The sequence below is a fragment of the Marinobacter sp. CHS3-4 genome (assembly GCF_030053415.1).
Lineage (GTDB): Bacteria > Pseudomonadota > Gammaproteobacteria > Pseudomonadales > Oleiphilaceae > Marinobacter.
On sequence record NZ_JASGBJ010000002.1, the window covers coordinates 231,170 to 246,574 of the forward strand.

The following is a 15,405-nucleotide window of genomic DNA, read 5'->3' on the forward strand; positions in this document are numbered from 1 at the left end:
CTCCTTGAATTACTGACTACCGACCTCGAAGGTGCGAGACAAATCGAAAATCAACGATTGAGCTCTGCCCGAATATCTTCTGCAATTGAAGAGACAATTTTAAAAGCGAGTTCATTGATTGCCCTGCCGCTCGATTTTATGATCTTTTCGGTTTCTACCTTCTTGTCTGCGTCGACTATATGTTCGCGAAACAGGATCTCCCCGCCGGATATTTCCTTATTTTCCGTAGAATCAATAAGCGAATATTCTGCAATTGCAAAGAATTCAAGCGTGTTCTTCTTTTCACTTTCCTTTACCAGCTCAAACTTCCTAAGGCTGGTTTTGAGTTGCATTGAACCGACAGCCCCTGAGGCCCCCCTCACAACTGATGTGGCAAGACCTGACTGCTGAAGTCCAAAAAATAGGGCTTCTTCAAGTGTATTTTGTGGCGGACTCTCGAATCTGGCGTTTTGCAAAACGCGCACTTCGACAACATCACCTTTTGTGACGCTGACAATTTCGACGGATCCGGCGAGCCGTCCTTCTGCCTGAACATGTCGAACCGAAAGTGAATCGAAAACGGGTTGGTTAAAAAAAACATTTTCCTCGATGTTGACCTCGAGCCGGTAAACTTTCTCGGGGGCCTTTGCCTTGAATGCGCAACCAGAAACCAGAATAATTATAAAAAAGACCGCGGCCCGTCGGTAAATAGTTCGAAAATAATTGGAGTGCCTACCGTTCATAATCGTCTCCCTTACCTGATACAAAACCATATGGATCACGCTTAAGCCGTCTCGATATTTCAGAAAGGTTTCGAGTCGTCGCCAGCAGATTCTCAATGACTACGATTGACTGATTCGAGCTGGTAGAAACGAGGTCCTGGAAGTCAATTATGGATTTCTTCATGCTTTCGATTGTTTGAGGATCAAGAAGTAGGTCAAGCCTGTTGTTCAAATCCTGCCTGAGCGCCTTCACCTCCGGAGAAAGCGCCTCTATTGACTCATTACTGGTTAAAACCATTCTGTCGATATTAGAGAGAGAGCCCTCGACGGCCGTTGGTAGCTGATTCAGGCGCGAAATGAGAACTTCGAGTTCAGGCCCTATTCTTGAAATAGAGCCATCAACCGTCGAAGTTGTGCCTGCCAACGTGTCCATTATGTTATTGGCTTTAAATATTGTTGACCTCGCCAGACAAAGAATCTCGTCCATCTGATCAACCAGGCCGCCTATATCACCCTTATCTGCCTCGACCTTCCACGCTTCCCTGATACAAGCGCTTGAGATATTAGCGCCCCCAACGTTCTGCTCATTCGCTACCGGACACTCTAACGGAGGCTTTATATCTTCTGCCCGAGCGCGTGTGGAGCAGCTTTGAATTTCCGGGCTCATTTCCTTTTTGCTGTCTTCTGTTTTTTGCTGCACCAATTCTAGTCGTGCCAGAGTAATCGGCGAAGGCCTGAAGACGCGCACCCTGGCGTTTTCCTCGTCAAGCGATACTGGCGAACTCAAGTTAAAGTCCACCCTGAACATAGGATTTGATGCATCTAAATATCGCTCGCCATCGTCCGTAGTTTCATTGCGTGGATTGAAGATTGATACTTTGTTTACCGCTCCAACCTCCCGACCGGCAAGCATTATGATGCTACCTGGCTGGATGCCATCGACAGATCTTAGATAGGTGTGCAGCGACGGCCCCTCATAATTCTCACCATCGAGCCAATAAGAGAACGCTGTCGCAACTGCAAGAATCACCAGCGATACCGCAACTCCTGCGACTCGATTCTGGGCTTTTAGCCGATCTTCCCACCTACTCATAGTGAGGCTCCGAGAAATATTCAGGTTTTGATGGCGTATTTGAAGCCCTGCATTTTGCCAAGCTCCAACACGTTTGCACCGCTAACAAGGCGAGTGTCCGTTTCATTGCCGCTGGCAACAACCGTTGCCATTCTCTCATTCACTGGACAAAGCATTCTCAACAAAAGGTCTTTGGCGTATGCATCGACACCTGAAAGAATGTCATCCAGGATAAGGATGGCCGGTTGCATGACGTAGGCCCTCGCGACCAGCGCCAATCGAGATTGCCCCCGAGAAATCTCCGAGGGGCTTTTGTGCATTTCATCCACCAGACCCAGTTGAGAAATCATTGCCTCGGTTCTCAAAAAGATTGATCGGCGATCAGAAGACCCTTGGACCGCCAGCGGTAAAGCAATATTTTCAAAGACAGTAAACTGTTCCAGTAAACTATCGTTTTCAAATACGGCCCCTATCCCACCCGTCTTCACCAACCCAAAAGGCGAATACTTGCCGATTCGAATTGAACCACGTTGGGCTTCTTTTAAACCTGCTATTGCTTCCAACAAAGTAGACTTGCCACAACCACTATCGCCTGTCACCCATACCAGTTCACCCGCTTCCGCCTGTAGGTCTAAACCGGTGATAACGGAATTATGACCAAAACTCAAAACCAGTCCTGAAATGTTTAGAGGCAAGGCATGATGAGCCTGGTTCTGCTTTCTCTTTATCATCTTCATCTGAGAATTAAATCAGGTATCTGGTCAATTTTTGGCAGTACTACAACGACCTGCATCACCAGTACAACCAGATATGATTGAGTCATTGTTCTCATTCCAATAATCGAAACCCTGTTTTTATTCTTTGGTTGGCTGTAGCCATTCACCGCGCCAACGGAAATTACAAGCAATGCGGAAATTAAGACATGCACAAGCACAGATAAAATAGGCAAGCTTGAAACCTTCTCAAAAAAGCCGGAAACGAGAAAATATAAATCTAAATCCAGGCTTACGTACAAGTACAAAGTCGCAGCAGATATTGACATCAACATCGACAGAAAAGAATGAAATAGCGATGCGGTAGTAACCGCAATTGTTCTTGGAGCGGTGATCAACTGCCTCGTATCTATGCCCAGAATTTCAAGGGAGTGCGTTTGCTTTTTGTCGGCCATCGTACCGAGCTCAATGGACAGCGGTAACGCTCCTCTGGCGGCCAGCATGCCAGACGAGAGTGCCGGCGCCACCTGCTGTACCAATATGATTGAAACCAGCAGGATAACATCCTGATTTGTCAGCAAGCTTCCTGATGCATGACTAATAGCAAAGCTTACGGCAAACCCGAAAATGATGGACATGATGATAACACCCGATACAGGGGCACCGAACATCTCCATCACATCGCGCCCAAGCATTTTCTTATAGATTCCAACCCGGTCGTTGCCGGAGAGAACGAAAGCTGCAAGTTTGATGCTATCCGAGAACAGCCTGGCCCCCATGCCAACAATCTCAAAGGGAAACGCAACCACCTTCCCCAAACTGGAAAGCAAACTCGAACCCAAACCCCTAGCCATTCTCTGCCTCAATGCCGGAACCTTCGAATTGGGAGGCCGTAACTTTGATTTTCGCACTCGAAACAATTTCTAAATGGATAACATCGGGCGCCTGTGGACCGGGGAGTGACAGGTTCTGGTGGCTCAATAAAACGAAAAGGGCATCACCATAGCCAGCGTCGGAGTGATTACCAGCGCTAATGCCCGAATTGCCGACACACACATTGAAACCAGCATCCAACAGCCGATTGCCCCACAAAACATCATTTTCGCTAGATGCATTAACCTCAAAATATAGGACATTGGACTCGAATTCCGAGAGCACCATAGCCCCTACTGTGCGAGCAAATTTCTGCGAGGCAAGGCGAGGGTCGTAAACAGAGACAATTCGGGCGTTGATAACTGGTGCACAGCGCTTGCCGTCGAAGCTCAGTAACAGAGGAATGGAGCCTACAGCGCTTCTGTCTTTATCGATGACGGCCTCTGACAACTTTTCAAAGGGGATGAGATCAGGATGCAGCTTACGACTATCATCTCTTTGCTCGCCGAACTTCCACCCTTTCATAATCCTATTGACAGACCACCTGTCATGTTCAATGAACGCTAACTTTTCAGAAACGGATTGAATGTTGAAGGCCTTAGAATTTGATTGAAGGCTCGTATTCTGATCAATTCCCAAGCCGATGATTTCTGTTTTGAGCAGGATGCTGTCGGCCTGGCTTCGGTTCGCGTCTTTGTATCCATCATCCAGCTCCTCCCAGGGTCTCAGCGCTGGCGTACTGCCAAGTTTCTCCCCTCGTGACCAGGCTGACTCAAGATAATATTCATGGATGATGCGTGGCAGCCTGTCCTCATCGATTTCTGCACCTTGCAGTTTTTTGTCCAATGATTCCTGAATGTTGATGTTGACTGGTACCAAACCATTTCGAACAGCGTCACACAACAAGCTTTTTAATGAATCATCGATGGCGCATTGATGAAGCAAATAAGTGGCTTTAAGAGGCTTTAAATGCAATATCTCTTTTATCAGCTGTCTTGATTCATGCTCATCCGGAGCAAATATCAACGTTATTTCAGAATCTGCCTCGTGCAACTCGCCGATTGAAATAGTCTTGAAATTGAAAAGGCGGGAAAACTCCGGATGGGTGTCGACCAGGGAACCGAGCGCGTACTGGTCACAACCCATCAGATGAATCGTATATTTGTCGCGAAATGGTCGAACCAGCATTGGGCTGATTTGCGATAAAATTTCGATGGAAGTTGCAGAAAGTCCGATCAGGATAACGCGAATATCGTTCTCGCCATTGGCAACGAAATTATTCGCTAAAACGGGGAGAGACCGTCTGACGGCCGCACGAGCCCACAAACTGCCAGTTTCACAATTCTTGAAACCCCCAAAGTTTTCCGCCTTCTGCTTGTCTTGGTTTTCGATAAGTAAAAATCCTTTTCAACTGTGCTTTTCTCCAATTGCAGCCTTGGCAAAGAGCCACAATTCCATATCATGGCATGAAAGCCCGATAGGTAGGCTAGTTTTTTTTGTTGGACAGATCCATATTGCGAAACGGATTTCAGCATTTGGTGACCTACCTATTTCACACTGAGGAAACGGTCCTGCTGACATTGAATAATTAATCAGCAATACTGGCATTGGCCCAGTTCATGGGTCATACGATGGCTCTTAAATGCCGGATAATCGGGTGCGACACACGTCAGAACCGGGAGCAGGGTTTCCTCTAGTCCCCTCTGAGGATGAAGAAAGCCCTCAATCAGCCAAGGAAAAGCTTTTAGTAGCTGCGGTTTAAATAAAGATGTCAGACAAGCCCGAAAATCTCCGTTATCTCGCCTTCATTTCGTATCGCCACGCGGACAACAACGAGCCAGGCCGACAATGGGCCAACTGGCTTCATCAAGCGATTGAAACCTACCAGGTTCCTGAGGACCTCGTTGGCCAACCAATGCCTGGCGGTGGCGAAATCCCGCAACGCATCTTCCCCATTTTTCGGGATGAAGAAGAACTGCCAACCGATGCGAATCTTGAAGGCGCAATAACCCGGGCACTGGACGACTCCCAATGCTTGATCGTGTTATGCACACCCAGAGCCGTAGCTTCGACCTACGTGGCCGATGAAATCGACTACTTCAAAAAGATTGGTCGATCTGATCGCATCATGGCAGCGATCATTGATGGTGAGCCCAATACCCAGAATGATACTGCCAAACAAAACGCCGGATTTTCAGCAGAGGACGAATGCTTCCCATTGCCTCTGCGACGGGAATATGTGGACCGGAAACCCACCGACAAGTTGGCCGAACCCATCGCCGCTGACTTTCGCACTGTTGACGAAGGCAAACCCCGACAAGGCTGGACAACACCCGAAGCTTACCGCCTGGCGTTGAAAAAGTCGGGGCTGACTTCAAGCGACATCAAAGAACGAGTCGAAGCCTACGAACAGCAACTGAACCTGATGCTGCTCAAGATCATTGCCGGCATCATCGGTGTGCCGCTGGGCGACCTGACGCAGCGGGACAAGGCTTATCAATTGCAGCAGGAAAAGCAGCGAGCCAAAAGGCTGCGCCGATGGCTGGCTGGCGTGGTGTGCCTTGCGGTAATCGCGGTGGGGGCAGGTTTGGTTGCTTATGACCAAAGACAAACTGCGCTGGAAAACGAGCGGCAGGCAAAAGCACAACGTGACGAGGCATTGCTGATCCAGAGCAACTTTCTAATGGATCAGGCAAAGCAAGAGAATGACAAGGGGAATTACGATACAGCTCTGTTACTCGGTCTGAACGCCATCCCGGGCATCCATGGTGGCGAGCGGCCGATGCCGACTTATCTGGAGCCCTTGAATACAGCGATAAACAAAACGACGAAGATTGCGACTTTTGATAACCGGTTTGGTTTCATGCCAGTTTTCAGCCCCGACGGAATTCACCTCCTCACTGATCAGCCAAACCAGTCTGCGGTTCTCTGGGACATCCATACAGGTGAGCAAAAACACACGTTCCAATACGATAACGGTTTTCTCAATACAGTTTCTTTTAGCCCCGATGGGCGACGCCTTTTGACTGTTGATAATGCCCGAGGCGTAATAGTTTGGGACGTTTTCACTGGCAGGAGGCATCAATCTCTTCCGCGGGAAAAGGGCATATGGCGAGGGACTTTTGGTCCAGATGCTCAAACGATCCTTACCTCAAACCGCACGGAAATGGACGCCACTCTCTGGAACGCCGAAAATGGCGAAGAAATCCAACATTTTCCGCATGACGCAGACATTTATCATGTCGCATTCAGCTCGGATGGCCTGACCGTCTTAACGGCCTCTGACGACAACACTGCCGCCCTTTGGGACGCTCGCACTGGTAAGAAAATAACGACTTTCAGGCACAACGCTGGCGTTCTGCACGCTTCGCTTAGCCCGAACGGCCAGAAGCTGCTGACCGCCTCTTCTGACGGTACCGCAGTTCTCTGGGACGCCAGAACCGGCGAAAAACAACAAACCTTCCCTCACAAATGGATTAGTAAGGCGGAGTTCAGCCCCGACGGCCAATATATCCTTACTGCTTCGGAAGGCGATGCCATTCTTTGGAAAACTGCAAATGGCGAACAACACGAGCTGTTTTCAAGTGAGGAAGAGTTATCAAATGCCAGTTTTAGTCCCGATGGAAAATTTTTGGTCGTCGCAAAAAAAAGCAATGAGACAGTATTGTGGGATCTAAAAACCAAGGCAAAGATACAAGAATTTCAGCACACTGACTCCCCAAATCTCGTCAAGTTTGGCCCCAGTGGAAAACTCATCCTAACGTCCCACGGCTCTTCAGCCGCTCTTTGGAACATCATCGAGAGCGAAAGACGGAGTGGCATTTCGCACGACCTCGACGTCACTCAAATCGCCTTTAGCACCGATGGACAAAAGTTAATCACCGGATCCTACGATAAAACGGCCGTGCTTTGGGACGCCATTACAGGCAAAAAGCTTAAAACGTTCCAACATAGGGCAACCGTAAGCCATGCCGTAATTAGTCCCGATGACCAGATGGTCCTTACCTCATCACACGACAATACCGCGTCCTTATGGGAGGCTCGAACAGGCAAAAAACTGCTAAGCCTCTCCCATGAAAGTTTCGTTGTTCAGGCCGAATTTGATAACGACGCAAGCCTCATACTTACCGCCTCCTATGACAACACGGCAGCGCTATGGGACATCAAAACGGGCGAAAAAAAATACACTTATCACCACGACGATCCTGTCGAACACGCGGTTTTCAGTCCCGATGGAACGCTAATTCTTACAGTTTCCTGGGACGCAACCGCTGCACTTTGGGATGTTCAAACTGGCGAGAAAATCAGGGTCTTTCCGAGCTTTGCTGCTCAGCATAAAGCTTACGCATCATTTAGCAGCGACAGTAAATCTATTCTGATACCAGCTAATGAAAACGCCGCAACCCTCTGGAACATAGAATCCAGAGAAAAACAACAGACCTTCAAACACAACGGCGCTCTGCTTCATGCGGACATCAGCCCGAATGGCGACCTTGTTGTTACATCAGCTCAGGACAACATTTTCCATGTTTGGGATGCGAGGAACGGTAAGCTCCTGCATACCTTTCGAGATGGTGATTCTGCGGGTCACCCCTTTGATTTCTCTTCAGATGGTCACCTCCTACTGACTACATCCTCGGACAATTCGGCAAATCTGAGAAACTTGAAGACCGGCGAAACCCATGCATCCTTTCAAGAAGCAGGTCGCATTTCATTTGTCGCTGCCGGCCCTAACAATAAAGCCGCACTTGCCTCTGCTAGAAATAGCGATCTCGGTTTCAACATCCATTTACGATCATTTGCGAGGTCGCTATCTCAATTCCAATCGGCGGCTTGGCAAAGACTGCCATTAAGGAAGACCTGCCTCAGCCCAGAGCAAAGGGAGGCTTTCCGACTCAAGAAGCTGGACAGAAACGAATGGATCGCGAGGGGCTGCGGTCACTACGCCGACCCACCCGAAGACACTCACGGATTATTACCGGGTATTTACGCAATTCTTCGGGGCGATTTGGAATCACTCAGTAAGTCAGAGACTACACGACAAACACGTCTTGCCTTTGAGCTATCGCCTGTGACACCACTCATTGCATTCAAAAAAAGTGAGCATCCATCACCAGAATTAGCTGCCGCTATTCTAGGCTTGCTGGATGATGATTTCGTCGACGCAGAGAGACTGACCTTACAAGACTACCTTTCAGATGATGTTTTTTTTGAAGCTGCCCAAAAAGCCCGCAGTGATATTTCGGCCTCAGACTAAAACAAAGCCCGAAACCCGTTACTTTTTGAAAGAATCTAGGGAAGATGATTGAGTTTCAGGAAATACTCTAAGCAGCATTGAAGATGCGCGAACAAATACGAGGGGGTTCCAGCGTTTGCATTCACAAATCAGTCCATCTAAAGCCCGCAAGGGCCGGTACCCTGCCTTGCTCACACTTATGGCGGTAGTCTTTTTTACGGGCTCTGCAGTAGCATCCGAATCCGAAGACCTAGCCTGGCAGTATGATGGTCCGCTGAATCACATCTCGTTAGAGCAGATTCGCCAACTGCCAGCCGGTGTTTCTCTGGACGAGTTGGTGGAACGCTTTGGAGATCCCATCAAGTCCAGCATAAGAGCGGGCACCTGGCCGCGAGAAGAAGGCAGAGGCGTTGATAATGGGATTAATCAGTGGCGAATGGGGTACTGGTTTTTCTTCGAGCGTGGTGATAGAGGGCGGCTCAAAAAGCCGCTTACGCTGCAATACGTTGCCTCGCTCAAGCAGACGCCTGAGTCCCCGGTGCCGGCCATGTACGAGCTTATGCATCTCATGACGATCGACTGGCCGGAAGCGGATATAGGAAAAAACTTCCTCGAGCTTTACCAGTAAAGCGCCCTATTCCTGAGCTTCCCGCCTCCATCCGAGGAATGTCGCCCGCACCCAAGGCTTTAAAACCTTAACTCCAGGCCCGGGTAGTCTAGGGCAAAACAATCTCGTAGTTTGATGTCATACTTTGGCTCATAAACGGCTGCAAAGTACGCGAGATATTGCGTCGAGCGTCGCCTATGTTTTCGTCAACAAAAACAAGGAGATGAGTCTCCGTCCACTGAATGTTCGCAAAAGTCTCACTGATACCATTCATGCTCGCGCTTAGAATTCTCTCGTCGATTGCCAAAGCGAAGAATTTGGGATTCCCCTCATACAATTCCCTTGTTGAGTATTTGGCGTGATCGGCCGCCGAATATACGGTTAACACTCCCGGAGTTTGTTCTAAAGACAATTGCATTGAATCCACCAGCTCGACGTTTTGTTGATTCAATGCCTGGTCACGCTGGGTTTTGACGGTAACAATCAGGAGACGTTCCTTAAAACGTTTTTTCATAGCTGCGACTTCTGCGTCGAGCGATAGAACGTCGACATTATCCGTTTTCATGATGTCTGACGCTGACACCCTGACGACACCATGCTCGCCTGCCACCAGCGCAAAATTTTCATCAAGTGAGAGAATATCCGTCGTCCCTCGCACCCCCGGCAGTCGAATTGAGCTCCAGCCATCGTTTTGATTTTTTGTTACTCCAAATTCGGAGTTAGCCATCAACACGAGCTTTCCACCCAGATAAGCACCGGAAAACAGGTTATCCAGGACGCCGTTAACTTCGACCTTGTCCCAGACTTGGCCTTGACGTTCCGACGCGTAAAAGTAAGAACCACGAGGTAGAAGCAAAAGTAACTCAGGATTGACTTCAACTAGATTCAGAAAGGTCGTCTCTCCGTCATCCACGTTCACCGTCTTCCATGAGCGGGTTAGATCCTCTGATCGGAAAAAAACTCCATTCTCGCCGGCAACCAGAAATGCCTCATCCTTTGTTACCAGAACAGCATTCAAATTCCAGCCATTACGGTTATCTATCGCTCCACTTTTGTCCTCCCAACTTTTGCCACCATCTACGGTGCACAACAAAAGCCCAGACGGCCCTACTGCACAACCGACCTTCTCGTCAACGAAGGCCACGTCCGAAAATGCATAGTTACCGATTTTGGCAGCCACTTCCGCATCTTCTAAAGCGAACTTCACATCCTCTAATTCCCACTCCAGGTCGTCTAGCTTCTGCCCTGACGACCGCTTCATCTCCTGCTCGTATTCGGCCACCTGATTATCAAGCCTTCGAACCTTCATGGCACCGATGTCAAAACCATCGAGTTGCTTGCTCCAGGTCTTGCCGCCATTGGAGGTATTCAAAACAACACCGGCATGTCCTACCGCCCATCCCATTTTAGCGGACGGGAAATCAGCCGCCGTTAAAAGCACAGATACCGGAGACTCAGCCTGCTCCCAGGAATTGCCTCCATCTCTAGAGCTGATGATGATGCCCTGACGTCCAACGGCAACATAGGAGGCGCCGGCTTTTGCAACGTCCGTCATAAAAACCCGCTGAGGAGTATCAACCATAGGCGCTGGCCGATCAGGACCTGTAAAAACACCCCCAATGACGGTCCCCGGCAGCAGCAAAAACTGGATGACAAAGCAGAGTAACGTTCTCATTTTTATTCCTTTTAAGTCAGGGCCTTCACCCAAATTTAGGTTTGACAAGGAGTCTGAACCATCCGCCACTTCTAGCCGCCTATGCCGTATAAAATGAGCGCTCCACACAGAACCACGTAAAGGGCTATCAACCCAGAGTCATCACGACCTGCAGTTATTTCGCTAACCTGAGTGGATGAATCTTTTTCCATCAGAGCTAACTGCCCGCTTTCCTCTTCTGAGACGGTGACTGGATCAGAAATTTCTGACGGCAGTATAAGTTGGGAATCGAGAGATTTCTCAGGCTGACCTGAGGGTTGGCCATCCGAAGCACTGACATATACCGGGGATAGACCAAGAACAATCAAACTCAAAAGAACTGTGTAGACCCTGACTAGCATCGCAACTTCCCTATCAAGATTTTGAACACTATGCTTCAAAGGCAGCTTTCACTGCTCTTTTTTAATTTAATCGCACAATTTTCTATCCAAGGCAACTGTTCTCTTTACATGCTGCAAAGCTCCGCAGAGACAAGACAGATGCACAATCTTAATTCGTTTACTTTTTTATATACGAATCACCTTCCGCTTTCAGCTCACATTAGTCGGCAGTTACAAATTCTACCCGCTCATCCATTTGTTCAGAGCACCCTTAATCGAACAGTAAAGAGACCGATTAAACTCGTTGAGTCCAAATAACGATCTTTCAATGCCCATACTTTCTATTTTGAGCTTTACCAGTAAATTTCCCGACTCTGTCCGCGAATGTCGGCTTTTGTTTAATAGCTTAGGAAGTTCGGCCTGGTCGCAAAGCGGACATCGAGATGACAGGCATCAAAGTCACTGGATAAAAACTCTCTTGGCCGAGATGAACTCTGAGCAATATTGGTCTCTATAAAGAGTTTAAATTATTTGATTTCCAATACACTGTACGAATTATCTCGAGTACATCTACTTCCTGTCGCATTTCACGGGTAAAAGGGCAAAACGGAAAAATGTTGGTTTTTAAGGAGTCTAGGACAACCTGTCCAAACTCCCCGTTGCCAAAGGGGTCGACAATACGAAGATCTCTTAGAGATCCGTCGTAATTGATTCCGATTAATATTCTTCCCACATCTATTTTGACTTCTAGCGAACGGGCAACCTTCGCCAAAGTGCTTTGGGTTAAAGGATTTTTCTCCATCTGGTACAGAACAAATTCAACATAATCGGAAGTTTTTTTTACATCCTCACAAGTCTTAACGGGTATAGGCTCTGACTGTGTAAGAAATTCTGTTATCTGTATGTCGCCTGACTCATCGTAAGGAAGGGGCTTCACTGCAATAACACATACTGGAAATGCTAAAAGGCATATCATGCAGAGTCTAACCAATAGAAATTGAACTTTTCCCAAAACCTCATCCTTCAGTTTTTTTATTTTAACGCCGGCAATAAACGGCGTGATCTTGCAACACTTTGGTGGACACGTTAAAGCACTGAGCTTGTCATAGCTGTATTGATGAAGGCAATTGTTTGCCTCAGTTGTAGAATTCGGGTAGCTCGACTGGTGCGGCAAGAATGTCCGCTTTTGTTTAAATGCGTCTTCTTCAAACAGGGCTCGTTGCTTGCCTCCAGTCTTTCCGTTTCAGCGAGACCATTCCGAACTCCAAGTCGGACGCCAAATTTAGCACTTTGTGTGGAAACCGGAATGAGCGCCCTGTTCTGGAATCTGCTTTAAGTTTGTTTAGCACTTTGTATGGATTTTGGAGACTAACTTATTGATATACGGTGGCGGGAATTCAGTACTTTGTGTGGTCGTCCAGGACTCTATCCACTCCCACCTTTCCCCAGTGCTTCGGGTAAAAACGAACCATCGCGGTTTCGGCTCCTCGCCCCGCATTTTCAATATCAATTGCGCAGTTTTTTTAGAAATGGCCCAAAACCGTGAGATCCCATCCAATAGCGAAGGCTGTTTTCTACGCCCCGGCTGGTATAGGTGGCTCCGCTCAGTTGATCGACATGGTGAAGCGCGCTGGTTTCGCCCTGGCTCGAGTCCGGCCGTCCAACTGCTATGCGGATGTCTCCCGCCTCGTTTCTGATTTTTTTTCCTTCCCATTGCGCGAGCCATCTGGAGTTATCAACACGCCCTCCCATACCTGGCGTTTCTTCATGCTGATAGAAACTTATTGCGGCGATGGTGTTGCCATCCGGTTTTAATCCGACAAAGCCATGCAGAGTTGAAGCATAACCCTTGCCGTATATTGGCAAGATAATGAGTTGGAGACGCCCATCTTCTCGAATCTCGTAGACCCGCGCATACTTTGAACGGCGCTTGATGCCGGCCAGATCCAGCTCTGTCGGGATGTCGATGCTTTGGTCAGGATCGCGCGAGGATGCCACTGGGTCGAAGCTTGTGGCATCCATTGAAGGCACTGGTGCGCCGGTCTTCAACTCAATCAACTGTGCTCTGATACTGTCCGCACCAATCTGTTCGAACAGCTTTTCGATACCCGGCTGCTGCCGCGCAATGGTTAGCAGGTTTGCGCGTTGCTCGGCCACCTGGTTGGCAAGATAGCGCGGCTCAAGCAGTACCGTTGTTGTGGAGACCAGAAGTCCGCTGACAAGCGCTACGGCAAACGCAAGCGCGAGTGCGTGCGGGACACTGTTTTTGTTGTCCCTGGTCATGCGGTAGACGCGTTCCCACACGCCTTTGGATTCCGCATGCCGGGTCATCGGTCGCCTCAGTGGACCCTGGCTGCTGCTTCCCTCGCCCACTCGATGCTTTTATCGGTGTGGCAGGACATACAGACATAATCCAGCGTCAGATAGGCGCGCTTCTGCGAGTCAACCCGGACGAATTTACCGTCGTCGGTGAACATCCTCCAGTCCGGATCAAGTGTAATCCGGTGGATGTGTGCACGGATATCGCCCATTCGTACTTCGCCTCCATCATAGGCGATGGTTTTGGACAGCGCAGACGTGACAGCATTCGGCATGTGGCAGCTCTGGCAGTCGGCATCTTTTTTGTCGGGAAGCTTGATGGCCACATCCGCATGGCAGGTCTCACAGGTTTTGTCGGTACCCTTGAATCCGCCCTGCTGGTATTTCGTGCTCTGATGGGGGTCGTGGCAGGTGCCGCATGCAAGCGTCTGATGCGGCGAAGCCAGCAATGCCTCGTATTGCTCGTGGTGGCGTATTAACCCATTTTTCGCGTCAATCTGTGTGACGTCACCCCGCGAGTGGCAGCCACCGCAATTTTCCGCGGTCGTTGGCAATACCTGGCTAGGTGCGGCTGCATGGTCAGCGCTTGGACCGTGACAGGCCTCGCAGGTTACGCCGGGCTCCTGCCAGGTTCCGTGAATGCCGGGCAGCCCGTTCTGGTGAGGTCCGTCGGCACCGGTCTGTTGCCAGCCGGTGGTATGGCAGCTGCCGCAGACGTATGGTTTGCGGGAATGCTCCTTGCCGTCATAGGCAACCCAGTGGGGTTTGGAGCTAAGTTCGGGGTTGGCCAGGTTATATTGCCGCCCTTCGCCGGTGAGGATGTAACCTTCCTCGTCTATGAAACGAGCTTTCCAGCCGTAGCCGCCAATCACATAACTGATCTGTGCCCAGTCAAAACCCTGGGGCGGCTCTGGAACCCCCGGAGAGGTACCTTCGGGGTATATCGGAGGGCCGTCAGTCACGGCGATTAGTTTGTGGGGATGACCACTCCGCTGGACTTGTTTATGAATTTCAGTGTGACAACCTTTGCAGCTTTCCGAACCTGCAAAGCCATCAGCAAAAGTAGCTGAACTAAGAACTACTAGCGCAGCGATGAAAAAGCCTGACTGGAAAGAAAACTGATTCATTCGCCACCCTCCGTGAAAAGGCGAATATGAATGCGTGGGTTCTTCCTGAGGGAACGTAACCCTAAACAACGTATAGTAGGAAGATTGAGATTTGGCCAGAGTGAAGCGTTACTGATCGAATTTAAAACGCACCCGTCGAAGCAAGATCTCTGATGATCTGAACGGTATCGATGTCCGTCATTACGTAGGCTTGCTTTAGGTATTCATCATAGGGCATTGAATCCCCAGCGCTTTCTATGCTTCCTGCGTGGTAACTAAAGCGCACAAAAAGCGCTCCCGGTTCGGGCTCTTCGATGTCCATAACAAGGCTGCTTGCCGGCACAGTTTCCGAAGGGAGAATGCTGTAGTCCACCTGGTATTCTGCAAAGAATCGAACTTCGTCAATCACCTCGACCCCTGGCAATTGAACGCAGCGCTTCAAATAGCCGGGTGTTTGCTCAAGGATCTCGTAGTCTTCAACACCAACCAGGAATTTGTCCGGCCGCCTCGCCCGCAGAACCAAACCCTCCCAGACTTGGGATCGGGTCAAAGGTGGAATCTCCGGTTTTGTCAGATCGTTAATCTGGACAATGTGTTCGAACTTCATGCGCACTACCTTTTCGTACTACGAGTGTATGCTTCCAGCCAGCCTCTCACTTTCTGGACAGAACACGCAATGTAGCCGCCCTCTGACACAATCTGGCACTTAAATCTTGCGACATGGCGGCTATACTTTAAGACCAG

General features: G+C 49.2%; 11 protein-coding genes. 2 read left to right on the forward strand and 9 right to left on the reverse strand.

What is annotated here, in order from left to right; genetic code table 11:
• Positions 1 to 50 precede the first annotated feature (50 nt).
• From QLQ17_RS09040 to QLQ17_RS09060, 5 genes are read right to left on the reverse strand one after another with little or no spacing between them, the layout of a single operon-like run.
• Positions 51 to 722, reverse strand: a complete 672-nt coding sequence (locus tag QLQ17_RS09040) for an ABC-type transport auxiliary lipoprotein family protein (RefSeq protein WP_283209260.1) — start codon at positions 720 to 722, stop codon at positions 51 to 53.
• Positions 712 to 1,794, reverse strand: coding sequence for an MlaD family protein (locus QLQ17_RS09045; RefSeq protein WP_283209261.1), 1,083 nt, complete (start codon positions 1,792 to 1,794; stop codon positions 712 to 714). The genes QLQ17_RS09040 and QLQ17_RS09045 overlap by 11 nt, the downstream gene beginning before the upstream one ends.
• A gap of 20 nt (positions 1,795 to 1,814) precedes the next feature.
• Positions 1,815 to 2,510, reverse strand: coding sequence for an ATP-binding cassette domain-containing protein (locus tag QLQ17_RS09050; RefSeq protein WP_283209262.1), 696 nt, complete (start codon positions 2,508 to 2,510; stop codon positions 1,815 to 1,817).
• The gene (locus QLQ17_RS09055) at positions 2,507 to 3,340 is read right to left on the reverse strand and encodes an ABC transporter permease (RefSeq protein ID WP_283209263.1); all 834 of its coding nucleotides are present in this window, start codon (positions 3,338 to 3,340) and stop codon (positions 2,507 to 2,509) included. The genes QLQ17_RS09050 and QLQ17_RS09055 overlap by 4 nt, the downstream gene beginning before the upstream one ends.
• Positions 3,333 to 4,685, reverse strand: coding sequence for a RyR domain-containing protein (locus QLQ17_RS09060; protein ID WP_283209264.1), 1,353 nt, complete (start codon positions 4,683 to 4,685; stop codon positions 3,333 to 3,335). Before QLQ17_RS09060 ends, QLQ17_RS09055 begins: the two co-directional genes overlap by 8 nt.
• A gap of 442 nt (positions 4,686 to 5,127) precedes the next feature.
• On the opposite strand from QLQ17_RS09060, the gene QLQ17_RS09065 reads away from it, so the two are divergent.
• Both QLQ17_RS09065 and QLQ17_RS09070 read left to right on the forward strand, forming a co-directional pair.
• Complete coding sequence (locus tag QLQ17_RS09065; RefSeq protein WP_283209265.1) at positions 5,128 to 8,616, forward strand: eIF2A-related protein; 3,489 nt, start codon at positions 5,128 to 5,130, stop codon at positions 8,614 to 8,616.
• Positions 8,617 to 8,782: 166 nt separating this feature from the next.
• Complete coding sequence (locus QLQ17_RS09070; protein ID WP_283209266.1) at positions 8,783 to 9,223, forward strand: hypothetical protein; 441 nt, start codon at positions 8,783 to 8,785, stop codon at positions 9,221 to 9,223.
• Positions 9,224 to 9,311: 88 nt separating this feature from the next.
• Here the strand turns inward: QLQ17_RS09070 and QLQ17_RS09075 are convergent, their stop codons facing one another.
• From QLQ17_RS09075 to QLQ17_RS09090, 4 genes are all read right to left on the reverse strand, one after another.
• On the reverse strand, positions 9,312 to 10,877 hold the full coding sequence (locus QLQ17_RS09075; RefSeq protein WP_283209267.1) for a WD40/YVTN/BNR-like repeat-containing protein: 1,566 nt from the start codon (positions 10,875 to 10,877) through the stop codon (positions 9,312 to 9,314).
• 1,865 nt (positions 10,878 to 12,742) lie between these two features.
• Complete coding sequence (gene nqrC / locus QLQ17_RS09080; RefSeq protein ID WP_283209268.1) at positions 12,743 to 13,519, reverse strand: NADH:ubiquinone reductase (Na(+)-transporting) subunit C; 777 nt, start codon at positions 13,517 to 13,519, stop codon at positions 12,743 to 12,745.
• Between the two features lie 56 nt (positions 13,520 to 13,575).
• Entirely contained in the window at positions 13,576 to 14,517 is a 942-nt protein-coding gene (locus QLQ17_RS09085) for a cytochrome c3 family protein (protein WP_283209269.1), read from the reverse strand.
• Positions 14,518 to 14,803: 286 nt separating this feature from the next.
• Entirely contained in the window at positions 14,804 to 15,268 is a 465-nt protein-coding gene (locus tag QLQ17_RS09090) for an SRPBCC family protein (RefSeq protein WP_283209270.1), read from the reverse strand.
• Between the last annotated feature and the right edge of the window lie 137 nt (positions 15,269 to 15,405).